The organism is Larkinella arboricola (assembly GCF_003259745.1).
GTDB lineage: Bacteria > Bacteroidota > Bacteroidia > Cytophagales > Spirosomataceae > Larkinella > Larkinella arboricola.
The window spans coordinates 318,178-344,745 of record NZ_QLMC01000003.1 but is presented as its reverse complement, the minus strand read 5'-3'; the positions used below and the strand labels follow the sequence as shown (position 1 = coordinate 344,745).

The window sequence follows — 26,568 nt, the reverse complement described above, 5'->3', positions numbered from 1 at the left end:
CGAGTGGTGATAACATCGACTCCGTTTTCATTACTCCGCCTTCCCTACAAATCCCTTGCCCATCAGCACCTGCCCCGGCCGTTTGCCGTTGTGCTTGCCGTTCTCGATGACCGGAACGCCGTTGACCAGCACGTACGAGAATCCGGTTGAATAGGCGTGGGGGGCCTCGTAGGTCGATTGATCGGATACGGTTTTTTCGTCGAAAATAACGAGGTCGGCGGCATAACCGGGGCGCAAAATTCCGCGATCATCCAGTTTAAACCGTTGGGCGGGCAGCGACGACATCCGGCGAACGGCTTCTTCTACCGGAATCACTTTTTTCTCCCGGACATACCGCCCCAGCACGCGGGCATTCGTGCCGTATCCGCGCGGGTGTGGCATACCGGACTGGTAGCGCGCAACGCCCGCATCCGACGCCACCATCGTGTTTGGGTAGCGCATGATGGTCGCTACGTCTTCTTCCGACATGGTGTGGTACACCATCTGAATGCGTTTCATGGCCGCTTTTTCCATCAACTCCAGCACCAGATCTGCTTCTGTTTCTGCCTTATTTTTCCGTCCCAGTTTCTGATTGATTTTATTGATGCTCAGGCCGTTGAAAGTCGTGTCGGCGGGGTAATAGGCCACCACGGCGTAATCGTAATTTTTGCGGTCGTTTTTCTTTAAACCGTCGAGCATTTCCTTTCGGATTTTGGTACGGGTGGCCGGATCGCGAAACCGGGCCAGCGTAGCCGAATCGCCGTCGGCCAGCGCCCAGGAGGGAACGATGCTCGACAGCGAGGTACTCGAAGCCGTATACGGATACTGATCGACGGTTACATCCAGTCCTTCGCGCCGGGCGGCTTCCACCATGCCAACGGTTTCGGCGCTCGATCCCCAAATGGGTTTGCTGGCTACTTTGAAGTGCGAAATCTCGACCGGAATCTGGGCTTCGCGGCCAATCTGGATGGCTTCTTCAATCGCCTTTTTCACCTCCTGCCCCTCGTTGCGCATATGTGATGCGTACACCCCGCCGTAGCGCGACGCCATTTTAGCCAGATTGACAATTTCGGGGGTGCGGGCGTAGGTGCCGGGCGTATAAATCAAACCGGTCGAAAGGCCCACGGCTCCGTCCTTCATGGCCTGTTCCACCAGCGCTTCCATCTCGGCCTGTTCTTTGGCAGTTGGTTCGCGGAAGGCCATTTTCATCACTTTCAGCCGCACGGTATTGTGGCCGATCATCGACGCCAGGTTGGGCGAAAAACCGTTGATGCGCAGTGAATCGTAAAAAAGCCGCAGGTTGGTCGCCGAACTCCCGCAGTTGCCCGTAACGAGTGTGGTCACGCCGTCATAAAGAAAATTTTCGGCGCCCGGACGGTCCTGTAAACTGCCTTCCACGTGTGTATGAACGTCGATGAACCCGGGTGCAATGATCTGATTTTTAGCATCAATCACGGTTTTGGCATCCGTAGCCGGAATTTGACCGATTCGGGCCACTTTTCCGTTCTGAATGGCTATGTCGGCGTAGTACCACGGGTTGCCGGTTCCATCCACGACACGGCCATTTTTGATAACCAGATCGTAGGATTGGCCATAAGCGAACGAAGAAAGGAAGAGGAGGTAAAGAAAAGACTTCATGAATGGGTAATGATAATGAACAGACGTGCCTATTCTGGCATGAAACCCCTAACTTACCGAACAAATGCGGTATTTGCCAATGCTTCAGAAGGATAAAAATGGGAGCTTCTTTGCAAGTGCAGAATTTTCTCCGGTAGCTGAATCGGTCTGCTGTTAAAAGGCCGACTTCATCTAGGTAATCATTTGACTATTGGCTATGGTTTGATTTACAATAGATTAGCTTTATGAATATCAAATTTGTACCTCTTTTTATCGGCCTTATTTCGGCCATCAGTAGCTGTCAGCAAAAGCCGTCTAACCCGCCCATCATTGGCACCTGGGAGTTAATTTCGGCCACAACTACCGAAAAGGATACAACATTTTCCACGTTTAATCCGAGCGTCAGAATGATCAAAATGATCAATCCAACGCACTTTGCCTTCATGAGCCATAATCGGCAAACGGGCAGCGATTCGGCGGCTGCGTTTACAGCCGGTGGCGGAAAATACACGTTGGCCGACAGTGTTTACACCGAACATCTGGAATACTACATCGACCCGGCCTGGGAAAACAACAAATTCGAGTTTGTGGTGAAAATTGCGGGGGACACACTGATCCAGAAAGGAATCGAAAAGGTTGACAAGCTGGGTATTGACCGGGTGATTACCGAAACGTACGTACGGGTGAAAGACTGATACTGGATTCGTTCTGTGCAATAGAAGTTCGGGCCATACCGTAAGGCTTACTTATGCAGTTGATTCTGCAAACGCTTCGCCAGTGAATGGTTTTTCAACGATGAATTTAACTTGTCGTACATGGCGCGGGCTTCGGCTTTGGGTAGTTGCGGCCAGTACCAGTTCAGCAGGTACAAACTCAGTTGCGAGTCGGGGTTTTCCCGAATTTGCTGCGCTACTTTTTGGATCTGTTCCTGCTTCAGCCGTTTTTCCTCCCGTGCAACCCGGCTCGCAATCGCGGTATCACTGCTCGAGCGCTGACGTTCGTTGTATAAATCCATCAGCACATCGCGGTACGGACGGTCTACTTCGTTTTGAAACTTCAGCCAGCTATCGGTTAGCGGAGAGCCCTTGATTTCCGATTCCCGAAATAAATCGCGGGTTCCTTCGAGTGTCAGGTCGCCGTCCCAGATAAATTGCACCTGACCCGGCAAACCGGCGGCCACCACATTGTAAAAATCAATTTCCGGAATGCTGCGGCTGAACGAAAACCGCCCATCGGCCGCCCGGACGGAATCGACCACCACGGGCCGACTGTTGGAATTGTCGGTCTTCTTGAGGTAGATCATCGCCGAGCCCAGGCCGCTGACGTTACCTTGCAGCCGGACGTTTTTCTGCGCCCAAACCGACGGTAAAAAGCCCAGACCGGCCAGGCATAAAGTGACTATAAAACGGGTTTTCATGCTGATAGGAGACAATTCTCGACAACTGCCATTTATAAATGAGTTTGATTTACAGGCAATAACCGCTAGCTGGACAACTACCTAACCACAAAAGCCTGCCTTCTGTCTGCGTTTATTTTTCGAATCAACCAGTAAACTTATCGTCTGGCCTGATCAAATCAAAACGATCGGACAGTATACGATTAAGATGTCGCCCGGAACGGTTCCAGGGACAATTTTGGTCCGTTTATTTTTAATTTCATTTTGTTTGGAGCTTACCGCTATACGACGGACAATCGAACCATTTCAGCGTAAAGACGTTACAAGGAAGAATTAGTGAACGTCAGGGCGGGGGTAGGGAAAAAAGCTTGTGGACGTTCTTCGGTCTGTTTGAGTATGAAACTTTTTAAATGTACGCACTGCGGAGAACCGATTTATTTTGAAAATAACCGCTGTCCACAGTGCGAATATCCGCTCGGTTTTCTGGCGGGCCAACTGGAATTGTTGCCGTTGGTTGCAAACGATGCCGGGACGTTTCAGATTTACGGTCAGGATGAAACCCGTTATCGCTATTGTGCCAACCAGCAATACGGGGTTTGCAACTGGCTGGTAGAAGACAAAAGCGGACACTCCCGGTATTGTGAAGCCTGTCAGTTAAACCGGACCATTCCGAACCTGAGCAAACCGGCGTACCTGCAACGCTGGAAGGTCATCGAAACCGCCAAACACCGCCTGATTTACGCGCTCCGGCGCATGAAGCTGCCTTTGGTGAGCAAATCGGTTGATCCCGACAACGGCCTTTCTTTTGATTTTCTGGCCGACGGTATGCAACGCCCGGTGCGGACCGGGCACCTGCGCGGGCTGATTACGATCAACATCGTCGAAGCCGATGACATAGAACGGGAGATGACCCGCCAGAAAATGGACGAACCGTACCGCACGGTTCTGGGCCACTTCCGGCACGAAATCGGGCATTATTACTGGGATCGGTTAATCCGGAATACCGACTGGATCGACGCATACCGCGAGCGATTTGGCGACGAACGCCAGAGTTACAAGGAGGCTCTGAAACGGCATTACCGCGAAGGCCCCCCGGCGGGCTGGAACCTCAGCTACATCAGTGCCTACGCCACCGCCCACCCGTGGGAAGACTGGGCCGAAACCTGGGCGCACTACCTGCACATTCTGGATACGCTCGAAACCGCACACGCGTTTGGCCTGAGCGTTAAAATTCAGTCGGTGGTTGACTCCCTGAGCGGGGTTGGAGACGAAAAAACCGATCCCTACGATCCGGAAGATTTTAAAGCCCTGATGGATTTGTGGGGGCCGTTGTCGTTTGCCATGAACAACCTGAACCGCAGCATGGGCCACGCCGACCTCTACCCGTTTGTCATTCCGCCCGGCGTGATGGAAAAACTGAGCTTTATCCACCAGGTATGTTACCAAACCCGGCGTAACGGAGCCGACTGACGGTTTTAGACGGTAAGCCGCCGGTAAAAGCCTTCGTCCAGCCCCAGCAAATCCTGATGCGTACCGCGCTCCACAATTTCGCCGTTCTGAACCACCAGAATCTCGTCGGCATGCTGGATTGTACTCAGTCGGTGGGCAATCACCAGTGAGGTACGGTTGGCCATCAGGCGCGTAAGGGCTTCCTGCACCAGTTTTTCCGATTCGGTATCCAGCGCCGAGGTCGCTTCGTCCAGAATCAGAATGGGCGGATTTTTCAGCACGGCCCGGGCAATGCTGATGCGCTGGCGCTGCCCGCCCGACAACCTCCCTCCTCGGTCGCCGATGACGGTCTGGTAGCCTTCGGGCTGGGCCATAATAAAATCGTGCGCATTGGCAATCTGGGCCGCCCGCATCACCTCCTGTTCCGTAGCCTCGCTGCCAAAGGCAATGTTATTGAAAATGGTATCGTTGAACAGAATGCTCTCCTGCGTCACGATGCCCATCAGATTCCGGAGCGACTGCATGGTGCAATCCCGCAGGTCAACGCCGTCGATCAGAATCTGGCCGGCTGCGGGGTCGTAAAACCGGGGAATCAGGTCGGCGATGGTCGATTTACCGCCCCCCGACGAGCCGACGAGTGCGATGGTTTTTCCTTTTTCGAGCGTAAAATTGACTTCTTTCAACACCGGACGGTCGGGCTGGTAGGCAAATGATACATTTTTGACTTCAATAGTCCGCTGAAAACCGGTCAGCTCGGTGGCGTTGGGTTTATCCTGAATGGCCGGTACGGTATCGATCAGTTCCAGCACCCGTTCGCCCGACGCAATCCCGCGTTGCGAAGCACTGAAGGCGTTGGAAATCTCCTTGGCCGGGCGCGTCACCTGCGAGAAAATGGCGATAAACGTAATGAAGTCCGAAGCCGACAGGTCTGATTGGTTGTTCAGAACCAGCGAACCGCCGTAGAGCAGAATAATGGCAACCACCGTTACGCCCATAAATTCGGAGAAGGGCGAGGCCAGTTCGCGCCGGTTGGCCAGCGACCGGACCGACTGCCGGTAGCCCTCGTTTTCGGCCTGAAATTTCCGCGTAACAAACGGTTCGGCGTTGAAGCCTTTTACCACGCGCATACCGCCAAACGTTTCGTCGAGCAGACTCAGAATACCGCTCAGGCGTTGCTGCCCGGCCTGCGCATCCCGCTTCATTCGGCGAACGAGCATGGCAATAAATCCGCCGGATACGGGAATAACCAGCAGGGCGAAAAATGTCAGGTTGGCCGACAGGTTAAACAGCGTAATGACGTAGGCCAGCAGGAGAAACAGTTCTTTGGAAACCGCCGAAAGGCTGTTGGCAATGGAGTTTTCGACTTCCTGCACATCGGTCAGGATGCGGGCGATGAGGTTGCCTTTGCGCTCGTTTGAAAAGAACCCGAGATGAAGCTGAATGGCTTTGGTAAAAACCGTTTCGCGCAGCCGGGCCACCATCCGGGCCTTGAAACTCTCCAGTTGCCGGACAGACAGGTATTTGAACAGATTGTTCAGCATAACCGATATGACCACGATCACGCAGACGAATTTCAACCCGCCGACTTTACCGTATTCCTGAAAAAAATGGGCGAAATAATAGCGAAAAGCGTCAATCGGCGACGTGTTGAACGACAGGGTTGGAGCGGGTTGGCTCAGCAGTTTTTGCAACTCAACCGGGTCAACTTTGTCAAACAGAACATCCAGTAACGGAATCAGCAAGGTGAAGTTCAGTACCCCAAACACGCTGGCCAGCAACGACGTAATCAGGAACGGCGTCAGGAAGCGACCGATGGGCTGGGCATATGAAAGTAAGCGGAAATACGTTTTCATGTCCTGCAAAGATACGGCTTGAATCAGGATTCTCGCCCGGATGCTGCTGTAAACTGATCAGACAAACGCATGAATGGGCCGGAGACCCGGATTTGTCACTACGTATACTCAAAATTTTAGAGCTCTTCCAATCAGATGCACCCGTTTTAACGTTATTTGTAACATACAACCAACCTTGAGACGAATGTATTTCCGGTATCTGACTGTTTTTCTGCTGTTCACGCTTTCTTCGTGTAACGAAATCTTTCCCAGCAAGTCCTCCGACCGCTTTTCCACCACGCCGGATAAATTTCCTGTTCAGCCGGGAATCGTCGATGAAGCCTCCGGAATTGTGGCCAGCCGCACCATGGACGGCCGGTTGTGGGTGCATGAAGACAGCGGAACACCGGCCCAGATCAACCTGATGACCACCGACGGCAAGCTGGAAAAACGGTTTCCGCTACCCGGAATCGCCAACCGCGACTGGGAAGATATGGCCATCGGACCCGGCCCGCAGGACGGTGTTTCGTACCTCTACCTGGCCGACATTGGCGATAATTTAAAGCAATACGACATTTGCTATATTTACCGGTTTCCGGAACCGAAAAACACGGAAGAAACCGTCAGCGGCATCGAACGAATCAGCTTCCGGTATTCCGACGGGCCGCGCAACGCCGAAGCCATCCTGCTCGATCCGCAAACCCGCGACTTGTGGGTCGTAACCAAGGATGAAAGCAAAGTCCGGGTGTATCGGCTGCCGTATCCGCAAAGCACAACCGATGTCAACAAAGCGGATTATTACGGAGAACTCCCTCTGAGCATGATTACGGGCGGTAGTGTTTCGGCTGATGGCAACGAAATTCTGCTGATATCCTACTTCGGGGCTTATCACTGGCGTCGGGAAAACGGACAGTCGCTGGCCGATGCGATGCAGAAAAACAAGTATAAATCGCTGGCGACCGATCCGATTGGAACGCAGAGTGAGGCCATTGGCTTCGACAAGGGCGGCAACGGGTATTACACCCTGCCCGAAAAAGGCAACCAGGCATCCGTAACCTTGAACTACTACAAACGGTTATAGAAAATTGACGAATTGGGAACAGGCTTCTCCGTCGGAAATTCTTAAACACCCCTTGTCTTGTCGAAAACCGCTGCTATTGTTGGGTCCGGTATTGCCGGTATTGCGGCCGCTATTCGTCTGGCGGTCAAAGGGTATACAGTTGATGTATTTGAAGCCAATGCGTATCCCGGTGGTAAGCTGTCGGGATTTGAGCAGAACGGTTTCCGGTTTGATGCCGGGCCGTCGCTCTTTACTATGCCGCAACTGGTGGACGAACTGTTCGAACTGGCCGGGCGCAATCCGAAAGACTACTTTGATTACATTCGGCTGGACGAAACCTGCCGTTATTTCTGGGACGATGGCACCCGCCTGACCGCCTGGGCCGACCGGACGGCCTTTGCCCGCGAAGTGGAAACCCAGCTGGGTGAACCCGCCGATCACCTGCTGGCCCATCTGGACGACAGCGCCACCAAATACGCGATCACCGAGAAGCTTTTTCTGCACCGCTCGCTGCACAAACTATCCACCTGGGCCAACCGCGATGCGCTCCACGGTTATCTGAACCTGCCCAAACTGGAGGTTTTTAAAACCATGAACCGGGCGAATGAACAACGGTTTCAGAATCCGAAGCTGGTGCAGTTTTTCAACCGATACGCGACTTACAACGGTTCTGATCCGTACCAGACACCGGCCACGATGAACATTATTCCGCATCTGGAATACAACATCGGCGCTTTTTTTCCGAAAGACGGTATGATCGGCATCACCAACAGCCTCGTCCGGCTGGCCCAAGACCTGGGCGTCCGGTTTCAGTTCAATACCCGTGTAACGAAGCTGCTGACGGAGGGGGCGCGGATTGCGGGTGTCGTTACCGAAGGCAGCCAACCCAAACCTTACGACACCGTTGTTTCCAACATGGATGTGGTCAGCACGTTTCGAAAGCTCCTGCCCAACGCCCGCCAGCCGGAGCGGATTTTGCGCCAGCCAAAGTCGAGTTCGGGCCTGATTTTTTACTGGGGAATCAAACGGGAATTTCCAGAACTGGGGTTGCATAACATTTTCTTCAGCAGCGATTACCGGACCGAGTTCGACCGGATTTTTAACCAAAAAACGCTATCGGACGATCCCACGGTTTACCTCAACATTACGTCCAAACATAAACCGGACGATGCGCCACCGGGCTGCGAAAACTGGTTTTTACTGATCAATGCGCCGAACAACTCCGGTCAGGACTGGGATGATCTGATTGCCCGAACCCGGCAGAATGTGATCCGGAAACTGAGCCAGAATCTGGGCGTTGATGTAGCATCGCTGATTGCCTGCGAATCCATCCTGGACCCCCGCAGCATCGAAATCCGTACGTCAAGCTCGCAGGGAGCGTTGTATGGCAACAGTTCCAACAACCGGTTTGCGGCTTTTCTGCGCCATGCCAACTTCTCCCACCAGTTCCGGAATCTGTATTTTGTCGGTGGCAGCGTGCATCCGGGGGGCGGTATTCCGCTCTGTCTGTTGTCCGCTAAAATTGCGACGGATTTAATTTAGACCGTCTGGTAAATAAGACGCCTGGCTACCAAAAGAACGAAAACCGTATATTGCGTTTTTGTACGAAACTCGACGGCATGGATACCTCGTACCTGATTATCATTTTTAGCTTATCGGTTCTGATTTCCTACGTTTTCGATCTGCTCAGTAGCCGCTACAAACTGCCGTCGGTGATTCTGTTGCTGGCGTTGGGGATGCTGATGCGTCAGGTGACCAACTATTTTGCGTTTCAACTCCCTTACGTCGATACCATTCTGCCCACGCTCGGTACGCTGGGCCTGATTCTGATCGTGCTGGAAGGGGCGCTGGAACTGGAGTTGACGGGCGACAAATTCGGGATCATTCGCCGGGCTTTCTGGTCGTCGCTGGCGTCGATTCTGCTCACGTCGCTGCTCATGGCCGCCCTGTTTTACGTGCTGATGGAAGCGTCCTTTTTCAAATGCCTGGTGGCCGCCATGCCGTTTGCCGTCATCAGCAGCGCCGTCGCCGTGCCCGGTGCCCGAACCCTGAATCCGCTGAGCCGGGAGTTTATCGTTTACGAATCGTCGCTGTCCGATATTCTGGGGGTTATGATTTTTAACTTTCTGGTTTACAACGCATCCGGTGGTATTTTTTCCATTCTTTCTTTCGCCAAAGACACGCTGATCATGGTCGTTATCTCCCTGATCTGCTGTTTTTTTCTGCTGTACCTGATCAGTAAAATCAGCCACCACATCAAGTTTCTGCCCATTATTTCCGTGCTTTTTCTGGTCTACGCGGTCAGTCGGATTTATCAGCTTTCGCCACTGCTGCTCATTCTAGTTTTTGGGTTGTTTCTGAACAATACGGAGCTTTTCATCCGCGGGCGGCTCGACGAAATCTTCAAGAATGACCTCTTTGAAAAAGAACTCGACCAGTTCAAAAACCTGACGGCGGAGGGTGCGTTCATTGTCCGGACATTCTTTTTTCTGCTGTTTGGCTATGCCTCCAATGTGCCGGCGCTGATTGAAACCGACGCGCTGATTGTCAGCTTTTTACTGCTGCTGGTTCTTTATGCTGTGCGGGCCGGTACGCTGCGGTTTTCGTTGCCGGGGAGCATTAATCCGGTGGTGTTTGTTGCGCCCCGCGGGTTAGTTACCATCCTGTTGTCCCTGAGTATCCCGGATAACCTCAAACTGGTCGGTTTTCGCGACGGGATTCTGACGGTGATGGTAATTCTGACGGCGCTGGTAATGATGTTGGGCGTGATCAGCTACCGCGAAACCGAACCGCTTTAAAGTCTACGGGTACGGTATTTCCAGAAACCGTACCATTGGCGGGTTTTCCAGTACGTCAGATTGCACTCATTCTCAAAGGCTTCGCGCTCAAAGCTGATGTTGCGGTAGGCCGTATAATGATCTCCGTACTGCCAGCGCCGAATGAGGTATTCTGCCAGGTACCAGACGTAAAACGGCACGATGCCCAGTTCCAGCTGCTGCCGCAGGTGAATGCGTTCGTGGTGGAGCAATACCGCGTCCGGCCGTTTCGTCCGTACCAGAACAAACGGAAATAAGGCCATGCCACTCACCCATAAAAACGGGACACGAACTACGATCATAATCTGATTTCTAAAGGGCCAACGATACGTTTCGTAAAAATACCGGTTGCCGGATTAATCACCATTTTAGCTACCTCAAAAAAACGGCCACGTTTGCCGCTCATCCCTCACTTTCAGCCTTTTGACAAACTTTAACATTCGGCTTTAGGGAAGACCATTTACGCGAAAAAAAACAATTGTATATTTGGTAAAGGCCGGATTGCCGGAATCAACCTATTCTCCATTCTAGTAACCATTTTATGAAAAAAACCGTGCTTTATGTTGCGTTGAGCCAGTGCCTGTTCTGGTCGGCTGTGGCGCAAACGCCCAAGAAACCCGCTCCCCGGCCCGCGCCAAAACCGGCCGCAGCGGCTCCAAAGAAGGCAGCGACAACAACGGCGGACCAAACCGCTCCGCGTATCAAATTCACCGAATACGATCTGCCAAACGGGTTGCACGTTATTTTGCATCAGGACAACACGACGCCCCTGGTAGCCGTCACGATGATGTACCATGTCGGTTCGAAAAACGAACAACCGGGCCGGTCGGGTTTCGCGCACTTCTTCGAACACCTGATGTTTGAAGGCTCCGATAACATCAAGCGGGGCGAATACATGAAAATCGTTAAAGCCGCTGGTGGGCAGTTGAACGCCAACACGTCCAACGACCGTACCTTCTATTATGAAATTTTGCCGTCCAACAAGCTCGAACTCGGCCTTTACCTGGAGTCGGAGCGGTTGCTGCACGCCAAGGTGGATGAGAAAGGCGTAGAAACCCAGCGCGAAGTGGTGAAGGAAGAACGGCGGCAACGGTATGAGAACCAGCCATACGGCAGTTTTTTTCCGCAGGTGCTGAGTCATGCTTACAAGGTTCACCCGTATAAATGGGCGCCTATTGGTTCGATGGAAGACCTGAATGCGGCCAAAATCGACGAGTTCCGGGACTTTTATAAAGAGTTTTACATCCCGCAGAACGCCATTCTGTCCATCGCCGGAGACATTAATCCGGATGAAACCAAAAAGCTGATTGAGAAGTACTTTGGCGAAATTCCGAAGGGAACCAAAACACCGTATCGACCGAATGTAAAAGAGCCGGCCCAGAAAGCCGAGGTTCGCGATATTGTTTACGACAACGTTTCGCTGCCGGGCGTCTTTCAGGCTTATCATATGCCGGCGCAGGGCGATCCGGACTATTACGCGCTGGACGTTTTGCAAACCCTGCTGGCGGGCGGTGAAAGTTCGCGCATGAATAAGGAACTGGTTGATAAACAGCAGAAAGCCGTCCAGACGGGTGTGTTCCCGCTATCGACCGAAGACCCCGGTTTGTTTATTTCCATCGGTATTGCCAACATGGGCGTTAAGGCCGAAGACCTGGAAGCCGGAATGAATGCGGAAATCGAAAAAGTGAAGAAGAATCTGGTGACGGATGCCGAGTTTCAGAAGGTCAAAAATCAGATTGAAACCAGTTTCGTGAACCGAAATGCGGGTGTGGCCGGAATTGCCGAGAGCCTAGCCAATTACAAAATGTATCTGGGTGACGCCAACCTGATCAATACCGAACTCGAGCGGTATAACAAAGTAACGAAAGAAGACCTGCGCCGGGTTGCGAATAAATACCTGACGAAAGAAAACCGGGTGGTGTTGTACTACCTGCCGAAAGCGATGGAGCCCAAAAAAGAAGGCAAAGGCGACTAAGAGACACGATTTAAGAGTAGAGACTTTTCTTATAGAAAGAAATCCTGATAACGAATATTGAATGATTTCGATGAAAATGAAATCCATAGTGGCTGCGGGTCTGATCGCCCTCGGTCTGTCGGTCCAGGCGCAGACGCTTGACCGGTCGAAACTGCCGGCAGATGGTCCGGCCCCCACCATCAAGGTCGGAAAACCCGTTTCCTTTACGCTCGCCAACGGCCTGAAAGTGTTCGTGGTGCAGAATAACAAACTGCCCCGTGTGGCTTTCAGTCTGCTTCTGGACTATCTGCCCATCCGCGAGGGCGATAAGGCGGGGTATGTCAGCATTGCCGGTCAGATGGTCAAAACCGGCACCAAAACCCGGACCAAAGACCAGATCGACGAAGCCGTTGACTTCATTGGTGGCACGCTGAGCACGTCGCCAACCGGTGTTTACGCGATGTCGCTGAAAAAGCACACGCCGAAAATGCTCGAGCTGATGTCAGATGTGGTGCTGAACGCGAAGTTTACGCCCGAGGAACTGGACAAACTGAAAAAGCAGACCAAATCCGGACTGGCGTCGCAGAAGGATAGCCCGGCGGCTATTGCTGGCCGCGTCAGCAGCATTCTGGTATACGGCAAAGATCATCCGTACGGCGAACCCGATTCGGAGGAAACCGTAGACCGCATTACGCTCGACGACTGCCGCAAATTTTACGAAACCTATTACCGGCCCAACATCGGTTATCTGGCCGTGGTGGGCGACATTACGCCGGAAGAAGCCCGGTCGATGGTGGAGAAATATTTCGGTAAATGGCAGCCGGGCGAAGTGCCGAAACCGAACTACGAAATGCCGAAGCCGCCCGCCAAAACCATCGTTGCGATGGTGGACCGGCCCAGCGCCGTGCAGTCGGTGGTGTACATTACGCACCCGGTTCAGCTAAAACCGTATACAACGGAGTCGATTCAGGCCAGCCTCACCAACGATATTCTGGGTGGTGGCGATGCGCGTCTGTTCAACAACCTGCGCGAGAAACACGGCTATACCTACGGCGCTTATTCGTCCCTGACGAGCGACCGGCTGGTGGGCCGGTTCCGGGCCAATGCCAGCATCCGGAATGCCGTAACGGACAGTGCCGTGGCCGAGTTTATGAACGAACTGAAAGCCATCCGGGATTCGAAGCCCACGGCGGACGAACTGAGCCATACGAAAAATACGTTTACCGGCAATTTTATTTTTACGCTGGAAGACCCCGAAACCATTGCGGAATTTGCGATCAATACCGCCCGCTACAATCTGCCGGACGATTTTTTTGCCAATTACCTGAAAAACGTCGAAGCCGTAACGGATGCGCAGATTCAGACGTCGGCGTCCAAACTCATTGATCCCGAACACGCCTACATTGTGGTGGTTGGCAAAGCCGCCGACGTAGCCGACAAACTGAAGCGGTTTGGTGAGGTGGTTTATTACGACATGAACGGTAATAAAGTGGACGCTCCGGCTGCCGGTAAACTGACGACCGCAACACCCGCCGGACTGACCACCGAGCAGGTGGTTGGCAAATACCTTACAGCAATTGGAGGCAAAGAGGCCGTGGCCAAAATTACGGACTTATCCCAGAAGCTGACGACCGAAATTCAGGGTACTAAAATTGACGTGGAATCGAAGCAGAAAGGACTGACCAAGTTTATCCTGTCGGTAACGGCGATGGGGCAGGTGGTGCAGAAAATAACCTCCGACGGCACGAAGGTCAAAATGGAAGGGGGCGGTCAGTCAAAAGATGTGGCCAACGACGAAGCGAAAGTAGAGATACTGAAAGCATCGCTCTTCCCGGAGTTGCTGTTTAGCAATTTTGGGGCAAAAACAACGCTGGCCGGAACCGAGAAGGTAAACGACAAAGATGCCTACAAAGTGGACGTAGCGTTGGGGGGCAAATCATTCTCGGTTTTCTACGACGTGGAAAGCGGATTGAAAGTGCAGACCACCAGTGTTGAACAGACTCCGCAGGGCGACATGGCGGTCAATGTCGGTTTCAGTGACTACAAGGAGGTGAACGGCGTGAAGTTTCCCTACACGTTAACGCAAAACTTTGGACCGATGGTGATGAAGATGGAAACCCAATCGCTGGTGGTCAATTCGGGGCTGGACGATAAGGAGTTTGCAATTCAGTAACTGACTTGACCTAGGGAAGCAAAAAAGCGGGACTGAGCAGTCCCGCTTTTTTGCTTAAATGAGGATGGTTTCAAGTGATCACCGTCCGATGGGCCGGATGCCGGATTTGCGGACGTCGGCAACCACGATAACCCGGTAGCGCGGATCTTTCTCAAAAAACTCTTTAGAGTTCCGGTAATGCCGCTGGGCGCGTTGACGGGCTTCTGAGAATAGTTTTCGGGATGCTTTCCGACGCCGGACCGACATTACTTTGCGCAAATCCACATCACCAATCATGGAGGTTTCCAGGCAGACGAGGTCCTTGTGTTCGGCATCGCGGTAATAGCCCAGTACGCAATGATCGGCCATCAACACCAGCACGGGGTCAATATGAATGGAACGCAGTACGGACGCCATCAAAACCATGCCGTCGACGCAGTTAGCCTGCCGGTTATTCCAGGTTTGGTCAATTCTCCGGATGCGCTGGCTGTAGAGGTTTGGCGAGACGCCCGTGCTTGAATTGGTCGAAATTGAACTGTAGCGGATGCCGCGTTTCTGAAGCGCGTACCAGATGGAGAAAACCTGGTCGTCAACCCGCTTTTTGTCACCGGTTTGATACCCGTCGAACGCGTCTACAATGTCGCTTTGCAGAGCCTGACTCAGGACCTCATCCACCACCGGATCATCTTCATTAATGTAGGCGACGTACATGTAATTCAAATCCAGGTCGCCGGAGCCGGTTTCGTCATCTTCCCAATAGTACGGGCAATCGTTGACGGACCGCATGGTCGCTACCACCGTACGATGGCTTACTTTTTCGTTGTCGATGTACGTAGTTACCGTAAAATTGACGGGCGTGGGTTGCAGCAGCCCGCGCAGTTTTTCAAAATTCCAGGGAATTCGGGGCGAGATTTCGTAATCCCGATCGGCTTCCTGCAAAACGCCTTCAAAAACGGCCGCGTCACTGAATGGAGTCGGGGCCACTTCCACCCGAACCGACGTATTCAGGCCCGGATTATGAAACATCACCGATACGTTACCGTCGCCATTGCCTAATTTGTAGTTTTTGCTTTTTTCGGGCATCGTTGCCCGCGCCAGCAGATACGATGGAAAGAGCTGCTGCTCCATACCGACCGCAACCGACACGCGCTGACGATTGTTCAGCGAACTTTTTACAGACGAGGAAGAAATGTGTGTTAAAGCCTCACTAACGGTTTCCACGGGCGCCAGCTGCGAGAAACCAGTAGAGCAGAATAAATTAAACACACCAAAAATTAGTGCATTTCGGAATAATGTCATTTTTGGTTAAGCAAAAGCGATAGAATATACGGTCGGTATGCGAATTAACGAATTTTCAGCTACTTTATCAATAGGCAGTTGAGCCACCATCTTAACATTTTTTTGTACTATTGCGCGGATTTTGTAACCGTATGCGCCCAGTCCTGGCTTACCTTCTGTTAGTTGCCACACTGCTGCCGACTTTTAGTCAGTGGGGGACGATCGCATATTACCATGCTAACAAAGATTATATTGCTAAAGTCCTGTGCGAAAACCGCGCCAAACCGCAGTTGCACTGCGATGGAAAATGTTATTTGGCCAAGAAATTAACGGCACAGCAGGAGCAGCAGGATAAGGCCACAACGGAGCGTGTTCTGAAAACGCCTGATTTTCAATTGTTTTTTCAGCTTACATTGCCTTTTTGCTTTCGGCAGGTAAGTGTGGGGACGGTAACAAAGTTGCCCACGTATCTGTTAAAAAATTATTCTTCCCCACGATCACATCCCTTCCAGCCTCCGCGGGTTTAAGGAGCCGATAACGCAGCCCATCGGTGGGCGTTGTTGTTCCGCAACTTTCTGACTAGTGGCATTCGCCCATTGGTCCGGTCTTCATGTTGTTTTAACCTGCGTTTTTATGAAATTTCTATATCTGCTGCTTACCACAGTTTGGGTGGTAATGGCTCCTTGTCGGCTGCTTGGTCAGCATCAATCAGGTGTGCAGGGTACGGTTTTCGATGCCCGAACCAAAGAACCCCTGGCGGGCGTCAGCGTCTCGTCCGAAGACCGTACCACCGGCACCATAACCGACGCCAGCGGCAAGTTTTCCTTCACTTCCATCACTACCAACGTCCTGATTTCAGCCGTTGGCTATCAGCCGCAAACCGTAAAATTGGCCGAAAAACCGCTTTCGATTGCTCTGGAACCCACAGTCGAAAACCTGCAAACGATTGTGGTAACGGCCAGCCGGGAAGCCCGGAAGCGCACCGAAGCCCCGGTGGCTATCTCCCGGCTGTCGCCCACGCTGATCGACGAAACCAAGCCGACCCTGCTGGCCGAACTAATCAATAAAACACCGGGCGTAGTGATGCTCAATTACAACAACGAGCAACACGGTATGGGCATTCGGCAGCCGTTTGGCACAACTGCCTACTTTCTGTACCTCGAAGATGGCTTGCCGCTCCGGCCGATGGGCGTGTTCAACCACAATGCGCTGATCGAGATGAACGTCTTTGCGGTCAGTTCCGTGGAGGTTGTCAAAGGCCCGGCTTCGTCGCTGTATGGCCCGGAGGCTGTAGGGGGCGCTATTAACCTTATTACGCAACGTCCTACGGCTGTACCTACGTTTCGGATTGGCGTTCAGGGTGATCAGTGGAACTACGGACGGATTCAGTACGGTGCAGGCGGTATGCTGACCAAAAAGCTCGGGATTTATGCGGGCGGCTTTTTTGCCCGGCAGCGCAATAGCTGGCAAACCCGTTCGGACTACGATAAAACGTCGTTTAACGCCCGGGCCGAATACGCCTTTACCAGCCGGACCCGGCTAACCGGCACATTTGCGTACAACGACTATGATTCCCAGACCGGCGGCAGTGTCGATAGCATTGCTTTTTATAACCGCGAATACACTTCGACATCGGATTTTACGTACCGGAACGTGAAGGCCACCCGCGCCCGGCTAACGCTCGATCACCAGTGGAAAAACGGCGCCGATAGCTACGTAACGGCTTTTTACCGCGCTAATTCAATTGGGCAGAACCCGAGTTACGGCATTCGCTGGACGAGCGGGTCAACCAAAGCAACGGGACAGATAAACGTCAACGCGTTTACGAGCTACGGACTCATTGCCCAGCACAGCCAGCGAATACCGTTCTGGAACAGCCGTCTGCTGGCGGGTTTGATGGTGGATGCATCCCCAACTAGCTACAACGCCTACCAGATTGACCTGGAAGCGCAACTGCGACCCGACAAAAAATCGGTAGAACGGTATACGCTGGTACAGGAACGGCCCGATCTGCAACTCGCCAATTATGCCGCCGACCTCCTGAACTCGGCGGTTTACGCCCAGCTTGACCTGAATCCACTTCCACCGCTACGGCTTTCGCTGGGTGGCCGGTTTGACCAGATGACGTTCGATTACGACAATTACCTCGATCAGAGCAGCGGACGGAAAGCATACCGTCAATTTACGCCGAAGGTGGGGGTAACGTATGATCTGGGGCAGGACCGCGGGCTTTACGGTAACTACAGCCGGGGTTTTTCTCCGCCGGGTCTGACGGCAGTTTTTACCAGACGTGCCAACGTCCAGCCGGGTGAGCCGCTGTTTTACTACAACCTGCAACCGGCTTATTTCAACAACTACGAAATCGGCGGCTGGGCGTCGTTGCTGAACCGGAAGATTTACCTGGACGTGGCGCTGTACCAGATGGAAGGCCGCAACGAATTGCTCAACATCCGCCAGCCCGACAACAGCACCGATTACCAGTCGGCGGGGAAAACACTGCACCGCGGCATTGAGTACAGCCTGACGTATCGCCCGACCCGCGAATGGTTTTTCCGTTTTGGCGGCACGAACGCCCTCCACCGGTTTGTCCATTTTGCCCTGAGTACCCGGGCGTCGGACGCTGTAAAAAACGTCAACGGTTTTGATATGCCGCAGGCTCCACGCTGGGTTGCCAATACGGAATTGACTTATAAGCCCCGATGGGCCAAAGGCTTACGGCTTTCGGCGGAATGGCAGCGGATTAGCTCGTGGTATCAGAACCAGATCAACACGGTTTCGTATAACGACCGGGGCGCGTTCGGTGGGCGGGGCATCAGTGTCATCAACCTGCGGGCCGGGTATCCGTTCCGGCGGTTTGAGGTATTTGCGAACCTGCTGAATGCGACGAACGAACTTTACGCTACGTCGGCCACACGCGGCAACAACCCCACCGACCGCACCACCTACACCCCGGCGGCACCCCGGACGCTGGTAGGCGGTATTCAATATAATTTCTCGAAGTAAGCCTGAAAACCATTTCCCAAATGAAAAACATCATTCTTATTGCTGCGGCTCTCCTGCTTGGTTTCGTAGAGAAACCCGTTCGGGAAATTCGCCTTTCGAACCCGCAGTTTGTCGGAGCAACACCCCGCCTGACCACCGACCATCACAACAACCCGGTATTGAGCTGGACCGAAAAAGAAGGGGATAAAAGCCATTTTTACTTCTCCGTATCGGAAGATGGTGGGCGAACGTTTGGGCCGAAAATTCGGGTCAAAACGCCCCCGGTTTTTTCGACCCACGCCGAGGGAATGCCGAAAGTAGCATTTAAAAAAGACGGGACAATTCTGGCCGTGTTTGAGGTTTCGAAACCGACCCCCGATGCACCCCGCGCCAGCGATTTACTGTACGTAACGTCGACCGACGGCGGACAAACCTGGGCCGAGCCGAAAACCGTTCACCGCGATGTGACGCCGGGCAAAGGCCATTCGTTCAGTAACGTGAGCCGGTTGCCCAACGGTGAAATCGGTATTGCCTGGCTGGACGAGAAAGCGCCCGGAAAAGAAGGCCGAACCGTGAAGTTTGCGCAAACCGTGGCCGGGGGCGGTTTTGGGAAAGAAGTGCTGGTGGACGACAACGCCTGCCAGTGCTGCCGGACCAACGTGTTTGTGGATAATCAGAACCGGATTCACGTAACGTACCGCGATTTGCTGGACGACGGTGCCCGCGACATCAGCCAGGCGGTTTCAACCGACGGGGGCCGGACGTTTACGAACCCGAAAGTCGTGTATAACGACGGTTGGAAAATCAATGCCTGCCCGCATACCGGTCCGGATGTGGCGCAGGTGGGTCAGGATTTGTTCGTCACCTGGTTTTCGGGTGGCGACAAGCCGGGTATCAAACTGGCCCGGTTAGGCTCTCCGGAACTGGTGGCGAGTAGGGTGTCCGAGCGAACCAAACATCCGCAAATGACCACCGTTAACGGGCAGCTGGTATGGGTCTGGGACGAGTCGATGGCGCTAAAAAATGCCGATGGTGAGAGCCGGTTTATTCAGCGGATTGGGATGCGGAAGCTCGTTGATGGCAGGGTTACGCCCGTAACGTACATCACTCCAACGGAGGTAAATGCCGCTTATCCGGTGGTTCTAGCAACAAAAAAGGGGCTTTTAGTCGCCTATGAACAACAGAAAGAAGGACAAAACAGCGTTATAGTAAGCAGATGGGTTGAATCGTTTTAAGCGTTGCAGATTATGAGAAATCACTTTTCCCTCTCAATCATAAGTTTATTCCTGTTTTTAACGGTTCTGGTGGCTTGCCAGAAAGAACCGGTCGAACCGAAAACCGGGGCGCTGCAACTGAAATTTGACAACGTCGTCGGAACACAGGAGTTAAACTTGGACAATACCACTTACACCAACGGCAGCGGAGAACCGTTTGTCGTGACCAAACTGGATTACTTTATCAGTAACATTACATTGAAAAAAGCGGACGGGTCGGAGTATGTCGTGCTCCAGGACAGCAGTTATTTTCTGGTGTCCGAGCGCAATACCGCATCACAAACCCTTTCGCTTCGGAACATTCCGGCAGACGATTACACCGGTATTACCTTTGTGGTGGGAGTAGACAGTCTGCGCAACACAATGGGCATCGAGAAACGAACCGGGGCGCTCGATCCGGCCGGGACAGCTTCGGGGATGTATTGGGACTGGAACTCGGGCTACATTTTTCTCAAACTGGAAGGTACATCGACCGCAGCACCAACTGATGCCACGGGTAAGCAGAATTTTACGTACCACATCGGGCTGTTTGGTGGTTACCAATCAAAGACAATCAACAACCTGAAAGTCATTCAATTGTCGTCAAAGAGTACGCCCGTCCGCATTACGGCGGATGGCACAACGGCGGTACAGGTGAAAGCCGATGTAATGAAGCTGTTCGACGGTATTAAACCACTCAGCATTGCCCAATCGCCGACAATCATGGTATCTTCGCAGTCGGCGGAAGTGGCCGCCAATTACGCGACAATGTTTAGCATCGGTAACGTTCAGGCAGATTGATATGAAGTCTTGGCAATACGTCGGCATACTGGCTTCCCTTATTTTTTACGCCTTTACGGTTGCATGTCAGAGCGATGGCGGAAAAGACGGGCCGATTGAACCCGACCCGGGCACCAAACCCGTTGAGTTTCAGACGACACCTTACAACTGGAAAAAACCGGCCAATTTCGGCGATCCGCACTATGACCTGAGCAAAAATCCGCTGACGGTGGAGGGCGTGGCGCTTGGCAAAGCCTTATTCTACGACGGCCTGTTATCGAAGGACGGGAGCATCAGTTGTGCATTCTGTCACCAGCCAACGGCCGGTTTTGCACACAACGACCACGCACTCAGCCACGGTATTGGCGACAAAATCGGCACCCGTAACGTACCCGGTATTCAGAATGTGGCCTGGCAGGAAGCTTTTTTCTGGGACGGCGGTATTGTAGATCTGGACCTGCTGCCGATTTCACCCATCCAGAACCCGGTCGAAATGGGGGATTCGCTGGCCAATGTGTTGCAGAAAGTTCGGACGAGCGGGCAGTACCCATCCCTGTTCAAAGCGGCTTTCGGAACCGAAGAAGTAACGACGGAGCGGTTTATGAAAGCGCTGTCGCAGTTCATGCTGACGATGGTTTCGGCCAACTCCAAATACGACAAGTTTGCCCGCAAAGAAGCCGGGGTAAGTTTGACCGAACAGGAATCGCGCGGATTGTCGCTGTTTCAGGAACACTGCGCGGGCTGCCATAAGGGTGAGTTGTTTACCGACCAACGTTACCGCAACAATGGTTTACGGCAGCAGTTGGCGAACAGCAAAGACTACGATCTGGGCCGGTATCAGATTACGCTGAACCTGAACGATTACAATAAATTTCGGGTGCCGAGCCTGCGGAACATCGAGCGGACTTCACCCTATATGCACGATGGTCGGTTTCTGACGCTGGAGCAGGTGCTGGAGCATTACATCAACGATGTTCAGGATACGCCCCAATTGGACCCGTTGCTGAAGAAAAACGGGAAACCCGGCATCCCGCTGACACCAAATGAAAAGTCCGACATTATTGCTTTCCTCCGGACGCTGACGGATTACGAATTTCTGGAAAACCGGAATTTTCAGCCGGATTGAAAGACCGACGGTTTCAGTGTACATGCCGTAGCCGATGCAGCCGGATGTTGGTCAGATGGGTCAATACCAGGCCCAGCGAGGCCGCATAACCGATGTATTCAAACGTTTCGCTGACATCTTCCAGCAGGATGGCGAGGGCAAAAACGCTCAGGAAAAACCACAAACCAATCTTGACGGCGGGCGTGGTAAAATGCCGTGTGGCGAAATAGACGGCCAGCGCGTTGACACCAATAAACACGTAATCCAGGCTCAGAAAGCCAATCCGAACGGTATCGTTCGTCAGAAACGACGTTGAAACCAGTAAAACTGGGGTAATGAGGCAGTGAATAATGCACAAAATAGACCCACTGATTCCAATATAATCGGCCTTACGGTTTAGCTCTTCCACTCTCATAGTCTTTTTATCTGGTGTGTTTGGCCTGCAAAATAAGCGGAAGGTTTTGTATGGGGCAAGATTTTTGCAATAAAGTTGCATTTATTTTTGCAACCTTGTTGCGCATTGCTACTTTTGCCATCGTTCAGGCCAAGAAAACCGCCACAGAAGGCCGATCAAAACCGTTAAACAGAATGAGTATGACCAGAAAAGAAACCCGTAGCCGGCTATGGATGATCATGCTGGGAGCGTCGATGACGCTGCTGGCAGGTTGCAATGACAAGGCCGATGAGCCACAACCCGCCGACGAAAACGAACTGATCACCACTGTCAATCTGACATTCACGGAGCAGGGCACGACCACGAGCCAGACCTTTTTGTGGCAGGACAAAGACGGCGATGGGGGGCAGGCACCGACCAGATTTGACAAAATCACGCTCAAGCCGAACACCCCCTACGACCTGACGGTGGAACTGCTGGACGAAAGCAAAACCCCGACGGAAAACATTTCGGATGAGGTGGCGGAAGAAAGTGACGAGCATTTATTTGTTTTTACCACAAACCCGGCTACGCTGGCCACCTATACCTACGCCGACAAAGACGCCAACAACCTGCCCATCGGTTTGAAAGGAACGCTCAAAACCAACGCGGCCGCAGCGGGCAAACTGCGCGTTCAACTGCGGCACCAGGCCGGTACGAAAGACGGTACTGCCGGACCGGGTACCAGCGATGTTGATCTGACGTTCGATTTGACGGTGCAGTAGTCGATCCCACAAACGGTGGTTACACCCACGCCATGCTGGCAACGCCGATGAGCATAATCAGTTTGCAGAGGGAACTCAGGTAGGCAAAATCCCGCTTGGTGTCGGCCCTGACCAGCCGGTAAACGAGCCACGCAATCGGGATGAGCAGAATCACAAACATCCAGGTCAATTGCTGGTTTTGCAGGAAATACGCAATGGTAAACAGCGAAATGATGAAGGTGGCAATAATGGCGTACAGCACCTGTTTGGTCCGGCGGAGTCCCCAGATGATGGGCAGCGTCCGGCAACCAAACCGGGCGTCGCCTTTTACATCTTCCATGTCCTTGATAATCTCCCGAACCAGCGTAATCACAAACGAAAACAGGGCGTAAATCAGCAGCAGGTCCACCTGTTTCCGGTAATAAACCGCCAGCACAATAAGCGCCAGCGCCGTTAGAAACGCCACAATCAGGTTGCCAATGAACGGTTGCCGTTTGAATGTGGACGAGTAAAACCAGAGCAGCGTTACCGACAGGACATTGACCACGAAGATCCATTTGCTAAGGTAAAAACCAATGACTACGCCCAGGAAATTGAGGGCCTGATGGGCACCCATCGCAATCTGTCGCTTCAGATACCGTCCGATAATAACCCGGTCCGGTTTATTGATGATATCAATTTTAATGTCGAAATAATCGTTGATGATGTAACCGGCTGCGGCAATGCAAACCGTTGACAACGAGAGCAAAAAGAGTTTGGTGTCCAGCAATAGGCTGGGCCAGTCACCCCGCGGGCCGATGAGCGTTAGCCGGGCAAAATACTGAGTAGCCACGATGATCAGCAGGTTCTGCACCCGGATCAACCGTAGAAATCCCAATACAAATACGTAAAACGGCGGAGTACCCGTGCGGGCGGCTTTGCTCCGAACTTTAGGGTTCATGGCCAAACGAGACATTCAATACCAAAGATACGGTTTCCGGACCGAATCCGTGGCACCGTTAAAATCTTTCTCCGTCCGACCGAATCCGTGAACACAATTGACAGCAATTCGTGTTATGTGAAGTATTGAAGACTGAGGGAGTGATTGACGTCACTCCGTCGCTCCATCACTCCTTCGTTTATCGAATTTATGAAAATTGGCATCGTATGTTACCCGACGTTCGGGGGAAGTGGTGTGGTAGCGACCGAACTGGGCAAGGCGCTGGCGAAAGCCGGCCATAAAATTCACTTTATTACCTATCAGCAACCGCCCCGTCTGGATTTTTTCAGCGAGAACGTTTTTTACCATGAAGTAAATATACCGACTTATCCGCTGTTTCAGTTTCCGCCCTACGAGTCGGCGCTTTCGAGCGCAATGGTCAATGTGGTGCAGTACGAAAAACTGGATCTACTGCATGTTCACTATGCCATTCCACATGCGTCGGCGGCTTACATGGCGAAGATGATTCTGCGGTCGCAGGGCCGGAATGTGCCGTTTGTAACCACCCTCCACGGAACCGATATTACGCTGGTCGGGAAAGATGCGTCGTACGAACCCGTCGTGACCTTTAGCATCAACGAGTCGGACGGCGTAACGGCGGTTTCGGAGCAACTCCGGCAGGAAACGCTGGACCAGTTTGCGATTCGACGCGATATTCAGGTGATTCCGAATTTCATTGACCTCGACCGGTTCAAACGCCAGAAGAAAGATCATTTCAAAAAAGCCATCTGTCCCAATGACGAGAAGCTGATTGTTCATACCTCGAACTTCCGGCGGGTGAAACGCATCGACGATGTGGTTCACGTTTTCAATAAGATCAACCAGCAGATACCCAGTAAATTGTTGCTTTCGGGCGACGGGCCGGAGCGGCCCCGGATTGAGAAATTATGCCGGGATATGGGTATTTACGGCGATGTACGGTTTTTGGGGAAACTTGATGCCGTAGAGGAGGTGCTGTCAGTAGCAGACCTGTTTCTGATGCCCTCCGAAAATGAAAGTTTCGGGCTGGCAGCTCTGGAAGCGCTGGCCTGCGAAGTACCGCTGATTACGTCCAATGCCGGTGGTTTGCCCGAATTAAATGTGCAGGGCGTAACGGGTTTTCTGAGCAACGTGGGCGATATCAACGATATGGTCAAAAATGCCCTGTTCATTCTAGACGATAATAACCTGCCGACGTTTAAACACAATGCGCTGGAGCGGGCCAAGGAGTTTGAGATTTCGCGTATTCTGCCGCTGTATGAAGCGTACTACGAAAAAGTGGTGCAGGAAAGCCAGGCATTGGTTTGAAATTGCATTTCCGGGTGACTTTCTGCCTGAGAAATGTTAACTTTGTGGGTAAATCAAGGACTTATGAAATTCGGTGTAGTAGTATTCCCCGGCTCTAATTGCGACGACGACGCGGTTCACGCGCTGCGCGATCAACTGAAACAGGACGTTGTCAAGCTATGGCATAAAGATCACGATCTGCAAGGCTGTGATTTTATCATTTTGCCGGGCGGTTTTTCCTACGGCGATTATCTGCGTACGGGTGCCGTAGCCCGGTTTTCACCCATCATGAATGAGGTGATCAAGCACGCCGAGCGGGGCGGTTACCTGATGGGTATCTGCAACGGCTTCCAGATTCTGGCCGAAGCGCGGCTGGTACCGGGTGTGCTGCTGCGGAACACAAACCAGAAATATACCTGCAAAAACATCTACCTCCGTCCGCAATCGAAAAGTGCGCTGGTGACGGCGGAGCTGGAAGATAAAGCTTATAAAATTCCTATCGCCCACGGTGAAGGACGGTATTTTGCCGACGCCGATACGCTGAAGCGCCTGAACGACAACGATCAGGTTATTTTCCGGTATTGCAACGAAGCCGGTACTATTCTGGAGGAAGCCAACCCGAACGGCAGTCTGGACAATATTGCGGGTGTGACGAACGAACGTAAAAATGTATTTGGCATGATGCCCCACCCCGAGCGGGCTGCCGATCCGATGCTGGGTAATACCGACGGACGGTTGATTCTGGAGCAGTTGCTGAACGCGGTGCTGGTATAAAACCAACTCACCGAAAAATAAAAAAGGCGGTCCCTCGTGGCCGCCTTTTGTGTGATATACCTATTCGTTCAGAAGCCGGACCCGGTATTGCTTACCGCAGATCCACGACTTCAACGCCCGGATATTTCGATTTGTCGAACACAAAGTAGGTATCGGCAATGGCTACGTTGGGCGTAAACGAGTCGATTGTATAACTGGTTACTTTGCCGCTTTTGTCGGTTAGTTTCCAGCCTTTCACGGATTTATCTTTCTTGTTGACGGCAATTTGTACTTTCGTAATCTGCGTGTTTTTCTTTTCCGGCGTTAGTTCCACCACGTCAACCGGTTGCCCGCCCTGTTTCTGTTCGCCGATGTATTTATAATTATAGCCCTGCTTGTAGATGGAATAAATCTTGGTCGGGTTAAATTCACCGGACGATCCGGCGTCGTAGTCCTGCACGTTCACTTCGTTGGTTTCCTTAATGTATGTCGACATTGTTTTGCCGTCGGTGAACACTTCCTGCCCGGCCAGTTTCAGCCGGAAGGCGTTTTTTTTGACCGCCAGATCACCTTTGTACTTACCGCCTTCTCCCGCATAACTAAAGGTGGCTTTGTAAGAATTCAGGGATTGGTATTTCTTGCTCATAGCATCCAGAATCTCCGACGCTTTCTTGTCTTTCTGCGCTACCGAAGGGTATACTAATCCTACCATTAACGCCCATAATAAGGCTACTTTTTTCATGTGATTTATCTTTTATGAAATGCTGGGTTGTTTCTCTC

Annotated in this window: 23 protein-coding genes; 15 read left to right on the top strand and 8 right to left on the bottom strand. The window is 52.4% G+C overall.

Annotated features, from left to right (window positions below; genetic code table 11):
* Nucleotides 1–30: 30 nt before the first annotated feature.
* Nucleotides 31–1,617, bottom strand: coding sequence for an N-acyl-D-amino-acid deacylase family protein (locus LX87_RS12825; protein ID WP_111628639.1), 1,587 nt, complete (start codon nt 1,615–1,617; stop codon nt 31–33).
* A 224-nt stretch (nt 1,618–1,841) separates the two neighbouring features.
* Between LX87_RS12825 and LX87_RS12820 the strand changes: the two genes are divergently transcribed.
* A complete protein-coding gene (locus LX87_RS12820; RefSeq protein WP_111628638.1) occupies nt 1,842–2,291 on the top strand; it encodes a lipocalin-like domain-containing protein in 450 nt (149 codons plus the stop codon).
* A gap of 47 nt (nt 2,292–2,338) precedes the next feature.
* Here the strand turns inward: LX87_RS12820 and LX87_RS12815 are convergent, their stop codons facing one another.
* On the bottom strand, nt 2,339–3,013 hold the full coding sequence (locus LX87_RS12815; protein WP_111628637.1) for a DUF4369 domain-containing protein: 675 nt from the start codon (nt 3,011–3,013) through the stop codon (nt 2,339–2,341).
* Between the two features lie 375 nt (nt 3,014–3,388).
* Here LX87_RS12815 and LX87_RS12810 point away from each other — a divergent pair, with 375 nt between their 5' ends.
* The gene (locus tag LX87_RS12810; RefSeq protein WP_111628636.1) at nt 3,389–4,462 is read left to right on the top strand and encodes a zinc-binding metallopeptidase family protein; all 1,074 of its coding nucleotides are present in this window, start codon (nt 3,389–3,391) and stop codon (nt 4,460–4,462) included.
* Between the two features lie 5 nt (nt 4,463–4,467).
* Here the strand turns inward: LX87_RS12810 and LX87_RS12805 are convergent, their stop codons facing one another.
* Nucleotides 4,468–6,294, bottom strand: coding sequence for an ABC transporter ATP-binding protein (locus tag LX87_RS12805; RefSeq protein ID WP_111628635.1), 1,827 nt, complete (start codon nt 6,292–6,294; stop codon nt 4,468–4,470).
* Between the two features lie 184 nt (nt 6,295–6,478).
* Here LX87_RS12805 and LX87_RS12800 point away from each other — a divergent pair, with 184 nt between their 5' ends.
* The 3 genes from LX87_RS12800 (at nt 6,479) to LX87_RS12790 (ending at nt 10,131) form a co-directional block, all read left to right on the top strand.
* Nucleotides 6,479–7,354 carry a PE-PGRS family protein gene (locus LX87_RS12800; protein ID WP_111628634.1) on the top strand — a complete coding sequence of 292 codons (876 nt, stop codon included), beginning with the start codon at nt 6,479–6,481 and terminating at the stop codon, nt 7,352–7,354.
* Between the two features lie 57 nt (nt 7,355–7,411).
* Entirely contained in the window at nt 7,412–8,875 is a 1,464-nt protein-coding gene (gene crtD / locus LX87_RS12795; protein ID WP_111628633.1) for a 1-hydroxycarotenoid 3,4-desaturase CrtD, read from the top strand.
* A gap of 77 nt (nt 8,876–8,952) precedes the next feature.
* Complete coding sequence (locus LX87_RS12790; protein WP_111628632.1) at nt 8,953–10,131, top strand: cation:proton antiporter; 1,179 nt, start codon at nt 8,953–8,955, stop codon at nt 10,129–10,131.
* Here LX87_RS12790 and LX87_RS12785 read toward each other — a convergent pair.
* Nucleotides 10,128–10,451: a hypothetical protein gene (locus LX87_RS12785; protein WP_111628631.1), complete on the bottom strand. Its 324-nt coding sequence runs from the start codon at nt 10,449–10,451 to the stop codon at nt 10,128–10,130. The genes LX87_RS12790 and LX87_RS12785 overlap by 4 nt on opposite strands.
* 239 nt (nt 10,452–10,690) lie before the next feature.
* Here LX87_RS12785 and LX87_RS12780 point away from each other — a divergent pair, with 239 nt between their 5' ends.
* Together LX87_RS12780 and LX87_RS12775 are read left to right on the top strand one after the other, a co-directional pair.
* Nucleotides 10,691–12,124, top strand: a complete 1,434-nt coding sequence (locus LX87_RS12780) for a M16 family metallopeptidase (protein WP_111628630.1) — start codon at nt 10,691–10,693, stop codon at nt 12,122–12,124.
* 76 nt (nt 12,125–12,200) lie between these two features.
* Nucleotides 12,201–14,276: a M16 family metallopeptidase gene (locus LX87_RS12775; protein ID WP_229310646.1), complete on the top strand. Its 2,076-nt coding sequence runs from the start codon at nt 12,201–12,203 to the stop codon at nt 14,274–14,276.
* A 78-nt stretch (nt 14,277–14,354) separates the two neighbouring features.
* Here LX87_RS12775 and LX87_RS12770 read toward each other — a convergent pair whose 3' ends face one another.
* Nucleotides 14,355–15,554 carry a hypothetical protein gene (locus LX87_RS12770; protein WP_111628629.1) on the bottom strand — a complete coding sequence of 400 codons (1,200 nt, stop codon included), beginning with the start codon at nt 15,552–15,554 and terminating at the stop codon, nt 14,355–14,357.
* Between the two features lie 131 nt (nt 15,555–15,685).
* Here LX87_RS12770 and LX87_RS12765 point away from each other — a divergent pair, with 131 nt between their 5' ends.
* From LX87_RS12765 to LX87_RS12745, 5 genes are all read left to right on the top strand, one after another.
* Nucleotides 15,686–16,060, top strand: coding sequence for a hypothetical protein (locus LX87_RS12765; protein WP_111628628.1), 375 nt, complete (start codon nt 15,686–15,688; stop codon nt 16,058–16,060).
* A gap of 106 nt (nt 16,061–16,166) precedes the next feature.
* Complete coding sequence (locus LX87_RS12760) at nt 16,167–18,536, top strand: TonB-dependent receptor (RefSeq protein ID WP_310587910.1); 2,370 nt, start codon at nt 16,167–16,169, stop codon at nt 18,534–18,536.
* Between the two features lie 20 nt (nt 18,537–18,556).
* Nucleotides 18,557–19,750 (top strand): sialidase family protein, encoded by a 1,194-nt coding sequence (locus LX87_RS12755; protein WP_111628627.1) that lies wholly within the window; start codon nt 18,557–18,559, stop codon nt 19,748–19,750.
* A 12-nt stretch (nt 19,751–19,762) separates the two neighbouring features.
* On the top strand, nt 19,763–20,569 hold the full coding sequence (locus tag LX87_RS12750) for an MbnP family protein (RefSeq protein ID WP_111628626.1): 807 nt from the start codon (nt 19,763–19,765) through the stop codon (nt 20,567–20,569).
* Nucleotide 20,570: 1 nt separating this feature from the next.
* The gene (locus LX87_RS12745; protein ID WP_111628625.1) at nt 20,571–21,674 is read left to right on the top strand and encodes a cytochrome-c peroxidase; all 1,104 of its coding nucleotides are present in this window, start codon (nt 20,571–20,573) and stop codon (nt 21,672–21,674) included.
* A 13-nt stretch (nt 21,675–21,687) separates the two neighbouring features.
* On the opposite strand, the gene LX87_RS12740 is transcribed toward LX87_RS12745, so the two are convergent.
* Nucleotides 21,688–22,068: a MerC domain-containing protein gene (locus LX87_RS12740; RefSeq protein ID WP_111628624.1), complete on the bottom strand. Its 381-nt coding sequence runs from the start codon at nt 22,066–22,068 to the stop codon at nt 21,688–21,690.
* Between the two features lie 179 nt (nt 22,069–22,247).
* On the opposite strand from LX87_RS12740, the gene LX87_RS12735 reads away from it, so the two are divergent.
* A complete protein-coding gene (locus LX87_RS12735) occupies nt 22,248–22,811 on the top strand; it encodes a hypothetical protein (protein ID WP_111629184.1) in 564 nt (187 codons plus the stop codon).
* A gap of 19 nt (nt 22,812–22,830) precedes the next feature.
* Here LX87_RS12735 and LX87_RS12730 read toward each other — a convergent pair whose 3' ends face one another.
* A complete protein-coding gene (locus LX87_RS12730) occupies nt 22,831–23,730 on the bottom strand; it encodes a geranylgeranylglycerol-phosphate geranylgeranyltransferase (protein ID WP_111628623.1) in 900 nt (299 codons plus the stop codon).
* Between the two features lie 189 nt (nt 23,731–23,919).
* Here LX87_RS12730 and bshA point away from each other — a divergent pair, with 189 nt between their 5' ends.
* Together bshA and purQ are read left to right on the top strand one after the other, a co-directional pair.
* Nucleotides 23,920–25,056 (top strand): N-acetyl-alpha-D-glucosaminyl L-malate synthase BshA, encoded by a 1,137-nt coding sequence (gene bshA, locus LX87_RS12725; protein WP_111628622.1) that lies wholly within the window; start codon nt 23,920–23,922, stop codon nt 25,054–25,056.
* A gap of 63 nt (nt 25,057–25,119) precedes the next feature.
* Nucleotides 25,120–25,809 carry a phosphoribosylformylglycinamidine synthase subunit PurQ gene (gene purQ / locus LX87_RS12720; RefSeq protein ID WP_111628621.1) on the top strand — a complete coding sequence of 230 codons (690 nt, stop codon included), beginning with the start codon at nt 25,120–25,122 and terminating at the stop codon, nt 25,807–25,809.
* Between the two features lie 91 nt (nt 25,810–25,900).
* Here purQ and lolA1 read toward each other — a convergent pair whose 3' ends face one another.
* Complete coding sequence (gene lolA1, locus LX87_RS12715) at nt 25,901–26,530, bottom strand: outer membrane lipoprotein periplasmic chaperone LolA1 (protein WP_111628620.1); 630 nt, start codon at nt 26,528–26,530, stop codon at nt 25,901–25,903.
* Nucleotides 26,531–26,568 lie beyond the last annotated feature (38 nt).